Here is an 18,598-nt window from a genome sequence, read left to right as displayed (position 1 = left end):
GGGGCGGCCGGACGGTTCCCGGGGCGCGGCCGGCCGGGACGGAACGCGTCGGCGGCCCGTCCTTCCCGGAAGAGCCGGGAGAGGGGGACGGGCCGCCGTACGTCAGTTGCTGGTGACCGTGAAGTGCAGGGTGTCCTTCAGGAACGGGATCTGCAGCCACGGGTCGGGCTGGGCCATCAGCGCCAGCAGGACGATCGCGGTGCCCAGCACCCCGTAGGTCACGATGTCGGTGAAGCGGGAGCGGACGGCGAGCATGCCGACGCCGGGCAGCAGCCAGCGCAGGACCGCGCCGGTCAGCAGGCCGACGCCGATCAGGATGGTGCCGATCCGGAACACGTCGAGCGCGGTCAGCAGCAGGCCGAGCGCGACGACGCCCAGGACGGCGATGATCGGCCACTGCCGGGCGGCCAGCGCGTCGCCGTTCGCGGCCCGGCCGGCGCCCTCGGGGCGCGCGGTGTCCCGGGTGAACTTCGGGAAACGGCGGGTGGTGCGGCGCGGCACGCCGTCCGGGCCGGGGGCGCTGACCGGGTCGCGCACCTCGATGTCGTCCCCGTCGTTCACGTCGTTGCCGTTCACGTCGTTCATGCCGTCCGTGGCGTCCATGCCGTCCTCGGCGTCCCTGTCCTCGGCCTTGCCGGAGGCGCCCTCAGGCGACACTGCGCTCCGCCGCCTCAACCACGTTGACGAGCAGCTGGGCGCGGGTCATCGGGCCGACGCCGCCCGGGTTCGGGGAGATCCAGCCGGCCACCTCGCGGACGTCCGGGTGGACGTCGCCCACGATCTTCCCCTCCGCGTTGCGGGAGACGCCGACGTCGAGGACGGCCGCGCCCGGCTTGACGTCCTCGGCCCGCACCAGGTGGGCGGAGCCCGCGGCGGCGACGATGACGTCGGCCCGCTTCAGGTGCGCCGAGAGGTCCCGGGTGCCGGTATGGCACTGGGTCACCGTCGCGTTCTCGCTGCGCCGGGTCAGCAGCAGCGGCATGGGACGGCCGATGGTGACGCCGCGGCCGACGACCACGACCTCGGCGCCCTTGATCTCGACGCCGTACCGGCGCAGCAGCGTGAGCACGCCGTTGGGGGTGCAGGGCAGCGGCGCCGGCTCGTTGAGGACCAGCCGGCCGAGGTTCATCGGGTGCAGGCCGTCGGCGTCCTTGGCCGGATCCATCAGCTCCAGGATGCGGTTCTCGTCGATGCCCTTGGGCAGCGGCAGCTGCACGATGTAACCGGTGCAGGCGGGGTCGTCGTTCAGCTCGCGGACGACCGCCTCGATCTCCTCCTGGGTGGCCGTGCCGGGCAGCTCGCGCTGGATGGAGGCGATGCCGACCTCGGCGCAGTCGCGGTGCTTGCCGGCCACGTACTTCTGGCTGCCGGGGTCGGCGCCGACGAGGATCGTGCCGAGGCCGGGCGTCACGCCCTTCTCCCTCAGCGCCGCCACTCGGGCGGTCAGATCGGACTTGATCTCGGCTGCGGTGGCCTTGCCATCGAGAATCTGGGCGGTCATGGGCCCATCCTCCCGGATGACGGCCCCCCGGTTCCAATCCGGGTGACGCCGTACGGGGTGCGGGCGGGAGGCCGGGCGCCACCCGGACCTGTGCGTTCGTGATCAATGATGTTGCACTTGCACAACACCTGGGGAATGCCGCGGAATGCGGCTGGACAACAAACCGACCATTGCAGAACGATTGCCGTCACAGTGCCGCGGGCAGTACCGGGGGGACGACCGCATCTGTAGACCTTCCTCCGAACCAGGCTGCCCGTCGTCCCCGCACTCGCATGCACACGGAGGAAGGACCGCCATGAGTTTCGGCGACCCGAACAACCCCTACGGCCCGCCGCAGGGCCCGCCCCAGGGTCCCCCGCCCGGCTATCCGCCGCAGGGCCCGCCGCCCGGCCAGCCCGGCTACGGCTACCCCACCGCTCCCCAGGGGCAGCCCGGTTACGGCTACCCGCAGGCCCCGCCGGTTCCCCAGGGGTACGGCTACGGCGTCCCGCAGGAAATGCCCGGTCTGGTCAAGACCGCCCGGGTACTGCTGTTCATCCTGGCCGGCCTGCAGCTCCTGTTCGGCGTGATCGTCGGCATCCTGGCCGGCGCCACTCAGGACGCGTCCAACGCCTTCGGCTCCGGCGACGACAGCAGCATGGCGACGGGCGTCGTCATCCTGGTCGCGCTGCTGCTGCTGGCGCTGGGCAGCCTCTCGATCTTCCTGGGCGTCAAGTTCAAGACCGGCCGCGGCGGCATCCGCGTCACCACCATCGTGTACGCGTCGCTGATGATCCTGGGCAGCCTGGGCAACATCGTGAACGGCGCGGGCGGTTCGGGCACCTTCGGGGGCGTCATCTCGCTCGCGTTCGGCGGCATCATCCTCTCCGCGATGATCAGCGGCGGGGCCTGGTTCAGCCGTCCGCGGTACTGACGACGGCAGCCGGACCAGCGCGACGGAGATCGACGCAACGGCGTCTTCTCGCCATTCCTCGCCGGGGCCGTGTCGCGTCGTGACACGGCCCCGTCCCGTCACCCACTCTGATGCCGTAAGGGCGGGTGGGGACGGGGTGACACACCGTGTACAGCATCATCGTCGTACCTCCGGTACCTCTGGTACAGCGGGAGGACGGACCCGGCGGCCGGGAACCAGGGCAGCTGCGGCTCGCCCCCGGTGAGCGGCTGACCTTCGGACGGTCGGCGCACGACAACGACCTGGAGATCCCGCACGAGGGCGTCTCCCGGCGCGCCGGCGAGATCACCGCGCAGGGCGCGTTCTGGATACTGAGCAATTTCAGCCGGGACCAGACGTACGTCGTGGACAACCCGGAGGGCGCCGGCGAGCACGTCAAGGTCGGGCCCGGACGACTGGACGCGCCCGTCCCCTTCGAGTTCGCCCGGATCGTGCTGCCCGCGGCGGGCGACCTGTTGACGTTCGAGGTGTGGGCGCCGCGCCACGACTACCTGGGCGCCGCGTCGGGCCTCACCGGCGCGACCACGGCGCCCGCCTTCTCCCTCGACCGCGGAAAGCGCTACTTCGCGGTGCTGGCCGCCCTGTGCGAGCCCCGGCTGCGGGGCGAACCGCACGCCCCGCTGCCCACCGTCGACCAGGTCGTCGCCCGGCTGCGCCCGGGCTGGCCCGCCGCCTCCCGCACCTCCGTGCAGTGGAACATCGACTACCTGGCCGTGAAGCTGCGCCTCAAGCCCGGCCCCGACACGGCGGAACCGGGCCCGCGGCTCAACGGCAAGAAGGAGTCCCTGGTGTCGCTGGCGCTCCGCTTCGACCTGGTGCGCGAGGACGACCTCGTCGTCCTGACAGCCCCCGCGCCCGCCGACCGGGCAGTGGTGCGGTGACCGAGCCGTACGCCGTCCAGGTCCCCAGGGGCTACCGGGTGGGCGGCTGGAAGGTGCGGGAGCCGATCGCGACCGGGGCGTTCGGCAGCGTGTACGCGGCCCGGCGGGACCTTGCTGACAACGATGCCCCGGGGGACGCGGCGGACGGGTCGGAGGTTCCCGAGACGGCCGCCCTCAAGTTCCTGCCCACCGGCACCCACACCCCACGCCAGCTCGCCCCTCTGCGCGAACTGGCCGAGCGTGAGGTGGAGTTGCTGAGCCGTCTCAGCAGCCCGCGCCTCATCCGCCTCTATGAGACGCTCACCGTGGACGACCCGTCCCGGCCCGAACTCGACGGCGCCACCGTGCTGGTGCTGGAGAAGGCCGAGGACTCGCTGTCGGCGCTGCTGAGACGCGACGCCGGACCCGCGGCCGGGCCGGCCCTGCTCGCCCAGGTCTGCGCGGGCCTGGCCCAGCTGCACCGCGAGGGCTGGGTGCACGGCGACCTCAAACCGGCCAACGTCCTGCTGATGAAGGACGGTTCGGCCCGGCTCGCCGACTTCAACATGGCCGCCGAACTGGAGGGCACGCACGCCTACACCCCCGCCTTCTCCACCCCCGACTACACCCCGCCCGAGCTGCTGTGGGCCGAGATCGGCGAACGCGGCCGCCGGATCCGCCCCTCCGCCGACGTGTGGGCGTTCGGCGTCCTCGCGCACCTGGTCCTCACCGGCTCCTTCCCGCTGCCCGGCGGCACGCCGACGGCCCGCCGCGACGCGGCCGTCGCCTACGCCCGCGGCACCGCCGAACTGCGCCTGTCGCCCCAACTCCCGGAGGACTGGCGGGAGATCGTCCGCGCCTGTCTGGCCCGCACGCACGCCGACCGGATCGGCGCCCAGGCCCTGCTGCGCCGGGTGGAGAAGGCCGCCGGCACGGCCCCGACCGGCGGCCGGCTCCGGCTGCTTCCCGGCCGCCCGTCCGGCCGTACGACGATCCTGGCCGTCACGTTGACGGCCGTCACCCTGGCGGCTCTCGGCTACGGCATCAGCGCCTGGACCGGCGACGGAGCCTCCGGCGACGACAAGGCGCCCGGCGGGAGCGCGTCGGTGACGCCGGCCGCGCAGTACGGCGCCGTGGACCTGCGCACCGACAAGGGCGTACCGGCCGCGTACCGGCTGCTGATCGTCGAGACGGCGCACGACTGCAGCCAACCGGCCGTCACCCCCTCCCTCATCGCCGCCATGCTGAAGGTCGAGAGCGACTTCGATCCGGACCTCTCCGACCCCGCCGCGAACGAGTACGGCATCGCCCGTTGGACCCCGAGGGTGCTGCGCTGGTGGATGAACGCCGACGGCGCCCCCGGAGAGGCCGTCCCGTCGCCCCCCTTCCCGCCGGCCGAGTCCATCCCGGCGATGGGCCGCTACCTGTGCTGGATCGCGCCGCGTCTGAAGGCCGGACTCCCCGGCGACCGGCGCGTCCTGGTCGCCAGCGCCTACCGCACCTCGTGGGACGTGGTGAACAAGGCGGGCGGCGTCCCGTCGGAGACCCGCGACTACGCGACCCAGGTCGCCCACTACCTCAAGGAGTACACGCCCCCGGGCCGCACGTGACCCTGTGAAGTCAGAGGTACCGGCAGGCATGATTTCCCGCCACCTTGGTCCTGCGTCGGTGCGGGGTTCGGCCCCCTCGGGGGAGGGCCGGACCCCGCACCGACAGCCGGAACGGCCGCAGAACGGCCACGGGGCCCACGGGGGAAGCGGGGGTAGGACCATGAAGCGGGCGTTCGCCGCGGTGTGCGCGATGGCGGCGGTCACGGCGGTGGCCGGCTGCGCCCAGGACGACGAGTCCTCCGGCGCGGCCCGGCCGCAGCCGCTGACCTGGCAGCAGGAACTCCGCGTCTCCGACGCCCAGCAGCGCCTGACCGCCCGGTGCATGAAGCGTCACGGTTTCACGTACGGGGAGGACCGCACCCTGACCCTGCGCGAGAGCATGCCGGTGCGGTTCGTGCAGGACGACGTGGCATGGGCGCGGACGTACGGCTACGGCGGCCGGATCGACGCCGCGCAGGAGCAGGTGCGGCTGCACAACCCCGTCGCCGTCTACCGGCAGGGCCTGTCCGCCGCCCGGCGGGCCGCCTTCGACAAGGCTCTCGACGGCGGCGACGACGTCCAGGTGGTCTCGGCGAAGCTCCCCGGCGGCACCCGCGAGGTCCGCAGCCGGCTCGGCGGCTGCACGGCGGAGGCGGAGAAAGCCCTCTACGGCGACCTGGGCGACTGGTTCCGCGCGTCCAAGACCGCCACCGGCCTGAACGCGCTGTACTCCGGCGACCTCATGCACGACCGGCAGCTGACCGCCGCCGTGACCGCCTGGTCCACGTGCATGAAGAAGTCCGGCCTGTCCTACGCCGACCCGCAGGCGGCCCGTGACGCGATACGGGCGAACACCGCGCGGCTGGGCCCGGCCGGCGCCGACCAGGCGTTCGCGACCGAGCGCAAGACCGCGGTCGCCGACGCGACCTGCGCCCGCGCGACCTCCCTGAAGCCGGTGGCCGCGGCCCGCGAGACCCACTACGTCGACCGGCTCCCGGACCGGTACGGCGAGGCGCTCGACACCTACCGGCGCCTCCAGCGCCAGGCGTACGACCGCGCGGTGCACATCGTGCCGCAGCGCGCCTGACGCGTCGACGCACCGACCAAGAAACGCACCACAACCGAACGAGGGGAACCGTCATGCGCAAGTTCGCTGTCACGGCGGCCGTCATCGGCCTGACCGCGCTCGGCCTGACCGTGCCCGCGACGACCGCCCAGGCGGCCGACACGGGGGTCCAGGTCACCGGCTGCAACAACAAGTGGCCGGGCCGCAACGGCCAGGTCTACGCCTGGGACGGCTACGACTGCCAGGGCACGCTGCTGGGCCACACCGCGGGCGCCGACCCCGACTGGAACGCGGCCGGCGGGGGCTTCGAGAACGCCTGGGACAAGGCGTCGTCCGTCATGAACGCCGGCTACACCGGCGGCAAGGACGTCGTCCAGTTCTGGGTCTGGCAGAACTACGAGATGACCTACACCTGCCTGTCCCCGAACGAGTACTTCGCGGACGACCTGTCCGACAACTCCTTCAACGCAGGCCATCCCATCGTGGACAACAACATCCGCTCGCACCGCTGGGTGACCGCCGGCGAGTGCGCGACCTGGCTGACCTGAGCCGCGGAGAGACGGGAGACGGGCGGTCCGGCCTGCTGCCGGACCGCCCGTCTCGCGTCGTACGCACCGACCCGTGTCGGCTCAGTGGAAGAAGTGGCGCGTCCCCGTGAAGTACATCGTCACGCCGGCCTTCTTCGCGGCCTCGACGACCAGCTCGTCGCGGACCGAACCGCCGGGCTGGACCACGGCCTTGACGCCGGCCTCGACGAGGACCTCCAGCCCGTCCGGGAACGGGAAGAAGGCGTCGGAGGCGGCGTACGAGCCCTGGGCGCGCTCGGCGCCCGCCCGCTCGACGGCCAGCTTCGCGGAGTCGACCCGGTTGACCTGCCCCATGCCGACGCCGACCGAGGCGCCGTCCTTGGCGAGGAGGATGGCGTTGGACTTCACGGCCCGGCACGCCTTCCAGGCGAAGGAGAGGTCGGCGAGCTCGGCGTCGGAGAGCGCCTCGCCGGTGGCGAGGGTCCAGTGGGCCGGGTCGTCGCCGTCGGCCTGGAGACGGTCGGCGACCTGGAGCAGCGCGCCGCCGCCGATGGGCTTGAGCTCCACGACGCCCGCGGGCCCGGCGGGCGCCTTCAGCACGCGGATGTTCTTCTTCTTGGTGAGGGCTTCGAGGGCCCCCTCCTCGTAGTCGGGCGCGACGATGACCTCGGTGAAGATCTCCGCGACCTGCTCCGCCATCTCCTTGCTGACCGGCCGGTTCACGGCGATGACGCCGCCGAAGGCCGACAGCGGGTCGCACGCGTGCGCCTTGCGGTGCGCCTCGGCCACGTCCGCGCCGACGGCGATCCCGCACGGGTTGGCGTGCTTGATGATCGCGACGGCCGGCTGGGCGTGGTCGTACGCGGCACGGTGCGCGGCGTCCGTGTCCGTGTAGTTGTTGTACGACATCTCCTTGCCGTGCAGCTGCTCGGCCTGCGCGAGACCGGCGCCGCTGCCGTCGACGTAGAGCGCGGCGGGCTGGTGCGGGTTCTCGCCGTAGCGGAGGGTGTTCTGGCGCTCCCAGGTGCCGCCGAGGAAGTCGGGGAACTGCGACTCGTCGACGGGCGCGTAGGAGGAGGCGAACCAGGAGGCGACGGCCACGTCGTAGGCGGCGGTGTGCTGGAAGGCCTCGGCGGCGAGCCGCTTGCGGGCGGCGAGGTCGAAGCCGCCGCCGCGGACGGCCGCGAGGACGTCGCCGTACCGTGCCGGGCTGGTGACCACGGCCACCGAGGGGTGGTTCTTCGCGGCGGCGCGCACCATGGACGGCCCGCCGATGTCGATCTGCTCGACGCACTCGTCGTCGGAGGCGCCCGAGGCGACGGTCTCGCGGAACGGGTACAGGTTGACGACGACCAGGTCGAACGGCGCGACGCCCAGCTCGTCGAGCTGCTGACGGTGGCTCTCCAGCCGCAGGTCGGCGAGGATGCCGGCGTGGACCTTGGGGTGCAGGGTCTTGACCCGGCCGTCCAGGCACTCGGGGAAGCCGGTGAGCTCCTCGACCTTGGTGACGGGGACGCCGGCGGCGGCGATGCGGGAGGCGGTGGACCCGGTGGAGACGAGCTCGACGCCCGCCTCGTGCAGCCCGCGCGCGAGCTCCTCCAGACCGGTCTTGTCGTAGACGCTGACGAGCGCGCGACGGATGCCCCGCTTGCTGCTCTCGGCCGTGACAGTGCTGTCGGCGGTCACTGGATAACTACCTTTCGTCCCTCAATGCGATAGCCGTTGCGGGCGAGCCGCCCCACGACCTCGACGAGCAGCCTTCGCTCGACTTCCTTGATGCGCTCGTGCAGAGCGCTCTCGTCGTCCTCGTCCCGGACCTCGACCACGCCCTGGGCGATGATCGGTCCGGTGTCGACGCCGTCGTCGACGAAGTGGACGGTGCAGCCGGTGACCCGCGCCCCGTACGCGAGGGCGTCCCGCACCCCGTGAGCCCCCGGGAAACTGGGGAGGAGAGCGGGATGGGTGTTGACGAACCGTCCCCCGAACCGCGCCAGGAACTCCTTCCCCACGATCTTCATGAACCCGGCGGAGACGACGAGGTCGGGCTCGTGGGCGGCCACGGCCTCGGCGAGAGCGGCGTCCCACTCCTCGCGGGTCCCGAAGTCCTTGACCCGGCGCACGAAGGTGGGGATCCGGGCCCGCTCGGCACGGGCGAGCCCTTCGATGCCGTCCCGGTCGGCCCCGACGGCCACGATCTCGGCGCCGTAGGCGTCGACGCCGGCGTCCGCGATGGCGTCGAGGAGAGCCTGCAGGTTCGTACCGGATCCGGAGACCAGGACGACGAGGCGCTTGGCCACGGGCTTGGCGGCCACGGTGGGGCCCTTTCTCGGGGAAGCACGTACGGGGTGGCGGGCCTGGACGTGGGCTTGTACTTTCGTACGAATGCATCGCGCCCCCGGATACGGGGAAGCCTACGAATCAGCCGACCGTCAGCAACGATACCGGCACACCGGGCGGCCCCCACGGGACGGGGGCGTGGCCGGAAGGTAGCGTCTGGGGCGAGCGGGCTCGGGAACGCGGTGGTGGTGCGGTGCGTTCCCGAAGTGACAGCTCACGCCAGACGCCGTATCTCCTAGGGGAAGACGCTCACTTGATGCCGGACCGCAGTCTGCGACTCCTCACGCTCCCCCCGCAGTCACCGCAGGGAGGGGAGCGCGGCGCCGTGCTGCTGCGGGAGCGCCCAGCCTCTCCCCCGGACGCCCCCTCGGGCGACAACAAGCCCCCCGAGGACGACAACCCCTTCGCCCCGCCGCCGGAGGGCGCCCCGGACCGCCCGTGGCAGCCCCGGCCCCCGGCGGGCGGCGGCCCCGAGGGCGGGCGGGCGCCGTGGGGCAGCCAGTGGAGCGACCAGCAGCCCGGCCGCTCCCCCGGCGGCTTCGGCGAGCGCCCCGGCGGCGGCAACAGCCCCGAGGGCGGCGGGCCGGGCACGGACCCCGGCAAGCGCTGGGACCCCACGGACCCCGCGCAGCGCCGCGCGCGCTACGCCCTGCTCTGCGGCATGTGGGCCTTCTTCTTCGCCCTCTTCGGCTGGCCGTACGTGGCCCTGCTGCTCGGCGCACTCGCCCTGAACTGGGGAATCAGCGCCCTGCGCAGCAAGCCCCGCACCCCCGACCCCGACACCCCCGAGCCCACGGGCCGCCCCCAGCGGACCGCGGCCGTCACCGGCCTGGTCACCGCTTCCCTGGCCCTGGCCCTGGTCGCCGCGAGCTTCACCGCGCAGTTCGTCTACAGCGACTACTACACCTGCACGAACGACGCCCTCACCAACGAGGCGAAGCAGGGCTGCAACGACCTCCTCCCGAAAGAACTGAAGGACATCCTGGGGGCCAACGCCTGAGCGAGGTCGCCTGGGGCGAGCCCCCAGCAGCCCGTCCGGCGCTTGAGGAGAGGCCCGTTCAGGGCCTCTCCTCTCCTGCCTCCCCTTCGTCGCCCAACTCCCGCAGCGCCGCCCAGCGTGCCTCCCGAGCCGCATCCTCGTGCCACACCGGGTCCACCGACTCGACAGCCGCGACAGGCTCGAACGGCTGGACGGGCACGGCAGGCATGGGCGGGACGGCAGGCACGGCAGGCACGGCAGGCACAGGGGGCACGGGAGTCTCAACCCGCGCGAAGTCGTACAGCTCCGACTCCGCGGCAACCGCCGCACCGGAACTCTCCCCCTGCCCCGGCCCCTTCCGCCGTCCCCAGAGCGTCCGCCCCTTCCGCCCCGTCCACCCCTTCCGCCCTTTCCACGCGCCCCACTCCCCGCGCCGACGCCACCCCCGCACCCCCACCCCCACAGGAACCCCCACCCCCACGATCCACAGCACCACCGCGCCCCCCACCTGCCACCACACCGGCCCGAACCGAGCCAACGCGCCCACCCCCAACGGCCCACCGGCCAACCCCGCCAGCCCTCCCACCAGCACCCCGCACACCACCCCCGCCAGCACGACAACCCCGACAGTCCTCCCCCGCGACCACCCGCCCCCACCCGGTCGCGCCGCCCGCGCCACGAACACCCCGACCGTCGCCCCGGCCGCCACCGGCACCAGCCCCGCCGCCCAGTTCCACCACGTCCCGCCCCCCGCCTCCGGCACCGCCGCCAGCAGCGGAAACGGCGGCAGCAACGGCGCCGGATCCGAGGCCACCGGCGACACCACATGACCGGCCCCGAGGGCGTACCCCGGCCCGAGGCCGTACGCCGCCCCCCACACCGCAGCGTTCGGCACCAGCGCCACACACGTCAACAGCACCGCGAACCGCCCCGACCACCCCTCCGTCAGCTGCAGAAACGCCTCCCGGGCAGCGCCGGCGTGCCACCCGGACGACACCGCCACCAGCAACGCCCCGCCCCCGACGAGCACCGCAGCCCCCGCCCCCGCCGCCCGCCCGGCGACCGCGACCCGCTCCCGGCCCTCCGCCCCGAGGACCAACCGTCGCACCTCGCGCGGCAACACGAGCAGCGCGCTCTCCACCGGGCCCTGCGGACGACCGCAGGCCTCCCACACCCCCGCCCCGGCGGCCATGACGGCGACCGCCGGAACGCACACCCCCGTCCACACCCACGAGGGCCGCAACGCACCGCCGGCGGCGGCGTAGCAGGCGGCGCCCGCCGCCACGGCGAGGTACCCGAGCACCACCCCCGCCCACGCCGTACGGGCGCCCACGAGCACACCGTCACCGGCGCTGCCGCCCCCGTCCACCGCGTCCCGCGCGGCGCGCCGCACCAGCCACACCGGCAGCGCGAGCAGCAGCAGCGGCGTGACGCCGACCGGCGCCGGCGCCCCGGACAGCGTGTCGACGCGCATCAGTTCCGCGCCGTGCGCGAGCAGCCACAGCGCGGCGGCGACATGCAGCGCACCCCCCGGCCCGCTGTCGGGATACGGCGAGCTGATCCACAGCACCATGACGAGCACGGCGAACGAACCGAGCCCCAGCCCGGCCGCGAGGGCGCCGCCCAGGAGACCGGCGGCGAGTCCGGGAGAGCGGTCGCGCATCCGGGCGAACAGAGGCGACGGGGACAGTCGGCGAGCGGTCGTCTGGATCACGACCGTCATGCTGCCAACGACACGCGCTTTCCCGTCGTAACAGGCGAACTCCCGTTGTGTCGCTCAATATACGTTTATGTACTTTTTCGCGCTGCCGGCATCGCTGACCAAAGCGGACAAGGTGACGAACACCCAGGAGGCAGCGCCTCGACGCCAGGTGACGGCGCGCCCGACGAAAAGCCCGGTCCGCCCCCAGCCGCTGCCGACGACGGCGTCCCCCGCCCCCCTGACCCCCGCCCCCTTGACCCCCGCTCAGGCCTTCGACGCCCTCTACGCGTTCTGCGCCCCCGCGCTCGTCCGGCAGACCTATCTGCTCTGCGGCCGTCGTGAACTCGCGCGCGAGTCCGTCGAGCGGGCCTTCCAACTTGCCTGGCAGCGCTGGCCCGAGGTCGCCGTGGACCGCGACCCGGCGGGCTGGGTACGGGCGACGGCGTACGAGTACGCGCTCTCCCCCTGGCACCGGTTCCGCCCCCGTTTCCGCCACCCGGAACCGCCCCCGCCCGACGCGTCCGACCGCGCGCTGATGGACGTCCTGCTCACCCTCCCGAGGCCGTACCGCCGCACGCTCCTCCTCTACGACGGCGTCGGCCTCGACCTCCCGGAGACCGCGGCGGAGACGGAGGCGAGCACGCCCGCCGCCGCCAACCGGCTGCTCCACGCGCGTGAGGCGATCGCGGCGCGGCTGCCCGAACTGGCGGACCCGGCCGCACTGCACCGCAGGCTCACCGAGGTGGCGTCCGCCGAACGGCTGCGCGCGGCCAAGCCGCCCACCGTCCGCGTGGGCGGCGAACGGCGGGCCCAGTTCTGGGCCAGGTCGGCGATCGCGTTCACGGTCGCGATCATCGGTGCGACCGCACTGACCCTGCGCACGGCTCCCACCCAGTACGAGGCCCCGGTACCCCCCGGCGAGCAGGTGCAGGGCGTTCCCCCGCGCGCGGCCGCGGGCCCCCTCTCGAACACCCAGCTGAACCTTCGGGCAAAGCTGCGTGCGCAAACAGCTCATGGCCCGGAGAGACTGCTCCCGGAGCCGAGGTGACAGCGACCCGGCTGCGGAAACGCCGGTGGGCCCGCCCCCCGAGGGGACGGGCCCACCAAACGTTCAGCCGGCAGACCGCTCAGCCCGCGGAGAGAATCTCCCGCGCCAGCTTCGCCGTCTCGGTCGGCGTCTTGCCGACCTTGACGCCGGCGGCCTCGAGGGCCTCCTTCTTCGCGGCGGCCGTGCCGGAGGAGCCGGAGACGATGGCGCCGGCGTGGCCCATCGTCTTGCCCTCGGGCGCGGTGAAGCCCGCGACGTAGCCGACGACCGGCTTCTTCACGTTGTCCTTGATGAAGGCCGCGGCCCGCTCCTCGGCGTCGCCGCCGATCTCACCGATCATCACGATCAGGTCGGTGTCGGGGTCGGCCTCGAACGCGGCGAGCGCGTCGATGTGCGTGGTGCCGATGACCGGGTCGCCACCGATGCCGACGGCGGAGGAGAAGCCGATGTCACGCAGCTCGTACATCATCTGGTACGTCAGCGTGCCGGACTTCGAGACCAGGCCGATGCGGCCCGGCTTGGTGATGTCGCCCGGGATGATGCCGGCGTTCGACTGGCCCGGCGTGATGAGGCCGGGGCAGTTCGGGCCGATGATCCGGGTCTTGTTGCCCTGGGACACGGCGTACGCGTAGAACGCGGCCGAGTCGTGGACGGCGATGCCCTCGGTGATGACGACGGCGAGGGGGATCTCGGCGTCGATCGCCTCGACCACGGCGGCCTTGGCGAACGCCGGCGGCACGAAGAGGACGGACACGTTCGCGCCCGTCTTCTCGATCGCCTCGGCGACCGTGCCGAAGACCGGGATCTCGGTGCCGTCGATGTCGACGGACGTGCCCGCCTTGCGCGGGTTCACGCCACCGACGATGTTCGTGCCGTCGGCCAGCATGAGCTTGGTGTGCTTCATGCCCGTGGCACCGGTCATGCCCTGGACGATGACCTTGGAGTCCTTGTTGAGGAAGATAGCCATGGCTGTCTCTCAGTTCCTCTTCCTTGTCGTGTCGGAGACGCGCAATGTCAGCGTGCAGCCGCGAGCTCGGCGGCCTTGTCGGCCGCGCCGTCCATGGTGTCCACGCGCTGGACCAGCGGGTGGTTGGCGTCGGAGAGGATCTGACGACCCAGCTCGGCGTTGTTGCCGTCCAGACGCACGACCAGCGGCTTGGTGACGTCCTCGCCGCGATCCTCCAGGAGCTTCAGCGCCTGCACGATGCCGTTGGCGACCTCGTCGCACGCGGTGATGCCGCCGAAGACGTTGACGAAGACGGACTTGACGTCCGGGTCGCCGAGGATGATCTCCAGGCCGTTCGCCATGACGGCCGCGGAGGCGCCGCCGCCGATGTCGAGGAAGTTGGCGGGCTTGACGCCACCGTGGTTCTCGCCGGCGTACGCGACGACGTCCAGGGTGCTCATGACGAGACCCGCGCCGTTGCCGATGATGCCGACCTCGCCGTCGAGCTTGACGTAGTTGAGGTTCTTGGCCTTGGCGGCGGCCTCGAGCGGGTTGGCCGACGCGTGGTCGACGAACTCCTCGTGTCCCGGCTGACGGAACTCGGCGTTCTCGTCCAGGGAGACCTTGCCGTCCAGGGCGATGACGTCGCCGGAGGCGACCTTGGCCAGCGGGTTGACCTCGACGAGGAGCGCGTCCTCTTCGATGAAGGTCTTCCACAGGGTGACCAGGACGTTCGCGACCTTGTCGGCGACCTCGGCCGGGAAGTTCGCGGCCGCGACGATCTCGCGGGCCTTCTCGGGGGTCACACCCTCGTTGGCGTCGATCGGCGTCTTGGCGACGGCCTCCGGACGGGTGGCCGCCACCTCCTCGATCTCCATGCCGCCCTCGACGGACGCGATGGAGAGGAAGGTGCGGTTGGCACGGTCGAGGAGGAAGGAGACGTAGTACTCCTCCAGGATCTCCGGGGCCGTCTCGGCGATCATCACCTTGTGGACCGTGTGGCCCTTGATGTCCATGCCGAGGATGTTGGTCGCGTGCTCGACCGCCTCGTCGGCGGTGGCGGCGAGCTTCACGCCACCGGCCTTGCCGCGGCCGCCGACCTTCACCTGGGCCTTGACGACGGACTTGCCACCGAGACGCTCGGTGGCTGCGCGGGCCGCCTCAGGCGTGTCGATGACTTCACCGGCCAGCACCGGTACATCGTGCTTGGCGAAGAGGTCCCTCGCCTGGTACTCGAACAGGTCCACGCGCTTCCGTCCCTATCAGTGATCTCGCGGTTCGTTGGATGCGTGGGCGTGCCGCGAAGGGCAACGTGACGTCCGCTAGTCACAGGGGAGGCGCACACGGTGTCCGAGCGCGCGGCATGTCCGTCTCGCAGGTTATCGCTGCTTGCAGGAGGCCCCTAAATCGAGGGTCACACCTGAGCGGTGATACCTGTCACATGATGCCGCGCTCACTGGCACCGCGTGCCGGAAGTGAGGACGCGGGGAAGGGCCTCACCGGGTTGGGGTTGGCCCGGTGAGGCCCTCTGAACAGCCCCTTAGGGGCGCAGGGCAGGTGATCCCCACCCCAATGGGGACCACCTCGCCCCGTCCGCGAGGTTTCGGCCGGACAAGCCGACGGCTTTCGGCCGTCCGGGGCCTGCCGCCTCACGAAGTCGACGACGGATCAGCCGAGACCGACCGCGTAGCCCGAGGTGACGGATTCGGCGACGCCGTGGACGCCGGTGACGGCGTGCCCGGCCAGCGGACCGCCGGTGGCCTCCACGGTCCCGGACAGGTCCTGCGCAAAGGTCCCGGCATGGCCGGCGACGCCGTACGCCAGTGCGGTACCGCTGTCGGCGACGGGCCGGACGCTCGTGTCGACCGCGCCGGTGACGGTGTCGACGACCGGCTGTACGGCCCCGACGACCCCGTGCGCGAACGGCGGGACCTCGCCGACGACTCCCCCGGCGAACGGCCGGACGTCGCCCACGACACCGGACGCCACCGCGCCCGCGTCCACGACGGCCTGCCCGGCGACCGGCGTCACGCCGTCCACGACGGTGCGCGCGACGGGCGGCAGCACGGCCCCCGCGGCGTCCCCGGTGACCTGGCCGACCAGCCCGGTGGCGTAGGGCACGGCCTGGGCGGCGACACCCGTGGCGTACGGGTGCACGTCGGCGACCGTGCCGGCGGCGACGGACGTCACGCCCTCGACCGCGCGGCCCGCGATGGGCACGACCCCGGTCACGGCCCCGTGGGCGACGGGGACCACGCCGTCCACGGCGGCGGTCGCCACCGGCGGAACGACCGCGTCCGTGACGTGCTCCTGCTCCTGCTCCAGCTCCGGGGCGAAGGCGGAGAGAGGGCCGAAGAGGTAGTCGACGGCGCTGTCGTGGTCGTGGACGTTCTGCTGGAGGTTCGGGGCCTGCGCCTTCGCACGGGCGGCCTTGGCGCCCTGGATGGCCTTGGCGGCGCCGCCTTTCACCTTGGCCACGGCCGAGGCGGCGGGCTTGGTGGCGGTGGTGGGGGTGGTGGAAGTGGTGGCGGTGACCGTGTGGGCCGTGTCGCTGACGGCGCCCTGGAGAGAGTCGGTCACGTCGGTCACGTCAGCTCCGTCGGTGGTCGGCACGTCCGGCATGGACACGGAGGCGGCGGGCAGTTCGTCGGCGCTGGCGACGGCGGACCCGAGGGCCCACGCGCCGCTGACACCGGCGGCTACGACGAGGGAACGGCGGATGTTCTTGTTCATGCGTGCGTCAGATCCTTAGGAGGGTTCCGAGACTTCGGACGGGTGGGCAGACCTGCTCCACCCCCGCGCGGCAGGTCTGGGGCGGGGGAAGACCGCCTGTCCCTAGCCGGGGAAGACCGGAATGTCCCGGAACCTGTCCCGTGTCCCGACTGCGTCGGAACGCACGGCACTGCCGGGCGCCAGCCGCAGCGGCACCCGCTGATACGGCGTGACGGCATGCGCGTCGCCGTGCCGCGACGCACCTCCGTCGAGCACCGACCCGCCGCCCAGCACGCCATTGCGGTCACCGGCGGGCCCGTGCCGCACAGGCAGGGGACCGCGGCCGGTGTGGGCGGGCGCGACGCGATGACCGACGCCGTCCGAAGAACCGCCGGTGACAGAGCCCACCGGCCCGTACGGCACCGCGCTCTCGGCCGTCGCCAGGTCACCGGCTGCGCGCCCGTCCGCCGACGGGCTCACCGCGGGATCCGGCGCGGGCGTCTGCGCGACGGGCGCCGGAAGCGTCCGCACGGGAAGCGACGGAAGCGACGGAAGCGACGGAAACCCTGGGAGAGCGGGAATGCCGGGCAGCTCGGAGAGGCCCGGCAGGTCCTGGAGGTCGGAGAGGCCGTGGAGGTCCGACACGACCGGCAGCGACGGAAGCGACGGCGACGTCGGCGACGACGAGACAGGCGCAGCCGGCGTCGCGGCCCGGCCCAACTCCTCGCTCACCGCCGCCACGACCTCACCGACGGGCTGTACGACCTCGTCGGCAACGGGAAGGGCGGTACGAGAGGAACGCGCGGGTTCCACGGCACGCGCCTCAGGAACCTCGACCGGGGCCGGGGCTGGAACCGCAGCCGTAGTCAGGCTCTGGACCCGGGTCGTCACGGCATTCGGGGTCGGCACGCCCTCCGCCGCCTGCGCCTGTTCCCCGCAGAGGAACCCGAGCGCGAACAACCCGGCCACCAGCAACGCGAGTTGCAGCACACGCCGCCCGGCCGCCGTGCGCAGGACGCGCAGAGCGGCAACGGGAAGAGCGGTGGGCCAGATCAAGAGGGAAGGTCCTCGGTGCGGCGGCAACGTGCGCTCGATCCTTGCACGCGCGTCCCGAGGTCGCGCAAGCCCCCCTCCTGTGTCAGGCGCTGTCGGTCTCAGGCGCTGTCCGGTCTCAGGCGCTGTCCGGGACGGGCGGCGGACGTTTCTCGATCGCCGCCGCCATGACCTCGGGAAACAGATCGGGTGTGCAGGCGAACGCCGGTGCGCCCAACGCCGCGAGCGCCGCCGCGTGTTCCCGGTCGTAGGCGGGCGCGCCCTCGTCGGACAGGGCGAGCAGCGCGACGAACTGCACGCCCGACGCCTTCATCGCCGCGACCCGCTTGAGCATCTCGTCGCGTATGCCTCCCTCGTACAGGTCGCTGATGAGCACCACCACCGTCTCCGCGGGCCGGGTGATCTGCGACTGGCAGTAGGCGAGCGCCCGGTTGATGTCCGTGCCGCCGCCGAGCTGGGTGCCGAACATGACGTCCACGGGGTCGTCGAGCAGGTCGGTGAGATCGGCGACCGCCGTGTCGAAGACGACGAGCCGGGTGCTGATCGACCGCATCGACGCCAGCACCGCCCCGAACACCGACGCGTACACCACCGACGCCGCCATCGACCCCGACTGGTCGATGCAGAGGATCACCTCCTTCTTCACCGACTGGGACGCCCTCCCGTACCCGACGAGCCGCTCGGGCACGACCGTCCCGTACTCGGGCAGGTAGTGCTTGAGGTTGGCGCCGATCGTGCGGTTCCAGTCGATGTCCTGGTGGCGCGGGCGGCTGACCCGCGCGCCCCGGTCCAGGGCGCCGGTGAGGGCGGCCCGGGTGCGGGTGGCGAGCCGCGCCTCCAGTTCCTCGACGACCTTGCGGACGACCGCCCGTGCCGTCGCCCTCGTGGTCTCCGGCATCGCCCTGTGGAGGGAGAGCAGCGTGCCGACGAGATGCACGTCGGCCTCCACCGCCTCCAGCATCTCCGGCTCCAGCAGCAGCGCGGACAGCCCGAGCCGGTCGATGGCGTCGCGCTGCATGACCTGCACGACGGAGGAGGGGAAGTACGTCCGGATGTCCCCGAGCCAGCGGGCCACGGACGGCGCCGACGCCCCGAGTCCCGCCGCCCGGTCCCGCCCCGTCCGCGCCGCGTCGTCCTTCCCGTAGAGCGCGGTGAGCGCTCCGTCCATCGCGGCGTCCCGCCCGGAGAGCCCGTGTTCGGTACCGTCCGCCGGGTCGCCGCCGAGCACGAGCCGCCACCGCCGCAGCCGCTCCTGCGTCGGGTCCAGCGCCTCGGTCGTCATCGGCGCACCGCCGTGCGAGGCCGTTCCCAGAGCGGCATCACCGC

At 72.7% G+C, this 18,598-nt stretch carries 17 protein-coding genes; 7 read left to right on the top strand and 10 right to left on the bottom strand.

Annotation, left to right across the window (positions count from 1 at the left end):
• Window positions 1-102 precede the first annotated feature (102 nt).
• The gene (locus ACIBAF_RS19170; protein WP_399464399.1) at window positions 103-585 is read right to left on the bottom strand and encodes a DUF3017 domain-containing protein; all 483 of its coding nucleotides are present in this window, start codon (window positions 583-585) and stop codon (window positions 103-105) included.
• Window positions 586-646: 61 nt separating this feature from the next.
• A complete protein-coding gene (locus ACIBAF_RS19165; protein ID WP_399464386.1) occupies window positions 647-1,501 on the bottom strand; it encodes a bifunctional methylenetetrahydrofolate dehydrogenase/methenyltetrahydrofolate cyclohydrolase in 855 nt (284 codons plus the stop codon).
• A gap of 295 nt (window positions 1,502-1,796) precedes the next feature.
• On the opposite strand from ACIBAF_RS19165, the gene ACIBAF_RS19160 reads away from it, so the two are divergent.
• From ACIBAF_RS19160 to ACIBAF_RS19140, 5 genes are all read left to right on the top strand, one after another.
• On the top strand, window positions 1,797-2,414 hold the full coding sequence (locus ACIBAF_RS19160) for a hypothetical protein (RefSeq protein WP_399464385.1): 618 nt from the start codon (window positions 1,797-1,799) through the stop codon (window positions 2,412-2,414).
• Window positions 2,415-2,560: 146 nt separating this feature from the next.
• Window positions 2,561-3,334, top strand: a complete 774-nt coding sequence (locus ACIBAF_RS19155; RefSeq protein WP_399464384.1) for an FHA domain-containing protein — start codon at window positions 2,561-2,563, stop codon at window positions 3,332-3,334.
• Entirely contained in the window at window positions 3,331-4,923 is a 1,593-nt protein-coding gene (locus ACIBAF_RS19150; RefSeq protein ID WP_399464383.1) for a serine/threonine protein kinase, read from the top strand. The genes ACIBAF_RS19155 and ACIBAF_RS19150 overlap by 4 nt, the downstream gene beginning before the upstream one ends.
• Window positions 4,924-5,083: 160 nt before the next feature.
• Entirely contained in the window at window positions 5,084-5,989 is a 906-nt protein-coding gene (locus ACIBAF_RS19145) for a hypothetical protein (protein ID WP_399464382.1), read from the top strand.
• 53 nt (window positions 5,990-6,042) lie between these two features.
• Complete coding sequence (locus ACIBAF_RS19140; protein ID WP_399464381.1) at window positions 6,043-6,516, top strand: hypothetical protein; 474 nt, start codon at window positions 6,043-6,045, stop codon at window positions 6,514-6,516.
• An 81-nt stretch (window positions 6,517-6,597) separates the two neighbouring features.
• Here ACIBAF_RS19140 and purH read toward each other — a convergent pair whose 3' ends face one another.
• Window positions 6,598-8,181 carry a bifunctional phosphoribosylaminoimidazolecarboxamide formyltransferase/IMP cyclohydrolase gene (gene purH / locus ACIBAF_RS19135; protein WP_399464380.1) on the bottom strand — a complete coding sequence of 528 codons (1,584 nt, stop codon included), beginning with the start codon at window positions 8,179-8,181 and terminating at the stop codon, window positions 6,598-6,600.
• Window positions 8,178-8,807, bottom strand: coding sequence for a phosphoribosylglycinamide formyltransferase (purN, locus tag ACIBAF_RS19130; RefSeq protein ID WP_399464379.1), 630 nt, complete (start codon window positions 8,805-8,807; stop codon window positions 8,178-8,180). Before purN ends, purH begins: the two co-directional genes overlap by 4 nt.
• Window positions 8,808-9,088: 281 nt before the next feature.
• Here purN and ACIBAF_RS19125 point away from each other — a divergent pair, with 281 nt between their 5' ends.
• Window positions 9,089-9,832 carry a hypothetical protein gene (locus tag ACIBAF_RS19125; RefSeq protein WP_399464378.1) on the top strand — a complete coding sequence of 248 codons (744 nt, stop codon included), beginning with the start codon at window positions 9,089-9,091 and terminating at the stop codon, window positions 9,830-9,832.
• Window positions 9,833-9,890: 58 nt separating this feature from the next.
• On the opposite strand, the gene ACIBAF_RS19120 is transcribed toward ACIBAF_RS19125, so the two are convergent.
• Complete coding sequence (locus ACIBAF_RS19120) at window positions 9,891-11,534, bottom strand: DUF6350 family protein (RefSeq protein WP_399464377.1); 1,644 nt, start codon at window positions 11,532-11,534, stop codon at window positions 9,891-9,893.
• Window positions 11,535-11,601: 67 nt separating this feature from the next.
• Between ACIBAF_RS19120 and ACIBAF_RS19115 the strand changes: the two genes are divergently transcribed.
• Window positions 11,602-12,561, top strand: coding sequence for an RNA polymerase sigma factor (locus tag ACIBAF_RS19115; RefSeq protein WP_399464376.1), 960 nt, complete (start codon window positions 11,602-11,604; stop codon window positions 12,559-12,561).
• A gap of 79 nt (window positions 12,562-12,640) precedes the next feature.
• On the opposite strand, the gene sucD is transcribed toward ACIBAF_RS19115, so the two are convergent.
• The 5 genes from sucD to ACIBAF_RS19090 all read right to left on the bottom strand — a co-directional run bounded on the left by sucD (window position 12,641) and on the right by ACIBAF_RS19090 (window position 18,554).
• Window positions 12,641-13,528 carry a succinate--CoA ligase subunit alpha gene (gene sucD / locus ACIBAF_RS19110; protein ID WP_079660326.1) on the bottom strand — a complete coding sequence of 296 codons (888 nt, stop codon included), beginning with the start codon at window positions 13,526-13,528 and terminating at the stop codon, window positions 12,641-12,643.
• A 47-nt stretch (window positions 13,529-13,575) separates the two neighbouring features.
• Window positions 13,576-14,754 carry an ADP-forming succinate--CoA ligase subunit beta gene (gene sucC / locus ACIBAF_RS19105; protein ID WP_399464375.1) on the bottom strand — a complete coding sequence of 393 codons (1,179 nt, stop codon included), beginning with the start codon at window positions 14,752-14,754 and terminating at the stop codon, window positions 13,576-13,578.
• Window positions 14,755-15,175: 421 nt separating this feature from the next.
• Entirely contained in the window at window positions 15,176-16,240 is a 1,065-nt protein-coding gene (locus tag ACIBAF_RS19100; protein ID WP_399464374.1) for a hypothetical protein, read from the bottom strand.
• A 102-nt stretch (window positions 16,241-16,342) separates the two neighbouring features.
• Window positions 16,343-17,275, bottom strand: coding sequence for a hypothetical protein (locus ACIBAF_RS19095; RefSeq protein WP_399464373.1), 933 nt, complete (start codon window positions 17,273-17,275; stop codon window positions 16,343-16,345).
• Window positions 17,276-17,390: 115 nt separating this feature from the next.
• Window positions 17,391-18,554, bottom strand: coding sequence for a VWA domain-containing protein (locus ACIBAF_RS19090; protein WP_399464372.1), 1,164 nt, complete (start codon window positions 18,552-18,554; stop codon window positions 17,391-17,393).
• Window positions 18,555-18,598 lie beyond the last annotated feature (44 nt).

Origin of the sequence: Streptomyces sp. NPDC051677 (assembly GCF_044453465.1) — a bacterium.
Classification (GTDB): Bacteria; Actinomycetota; Actinomycetes; order Streptomycetales; family Streptomycetaceae; genus Streptomyces.
This window is presented reverse-complemented; position numbering and strand designations above follow the sequence as displayed.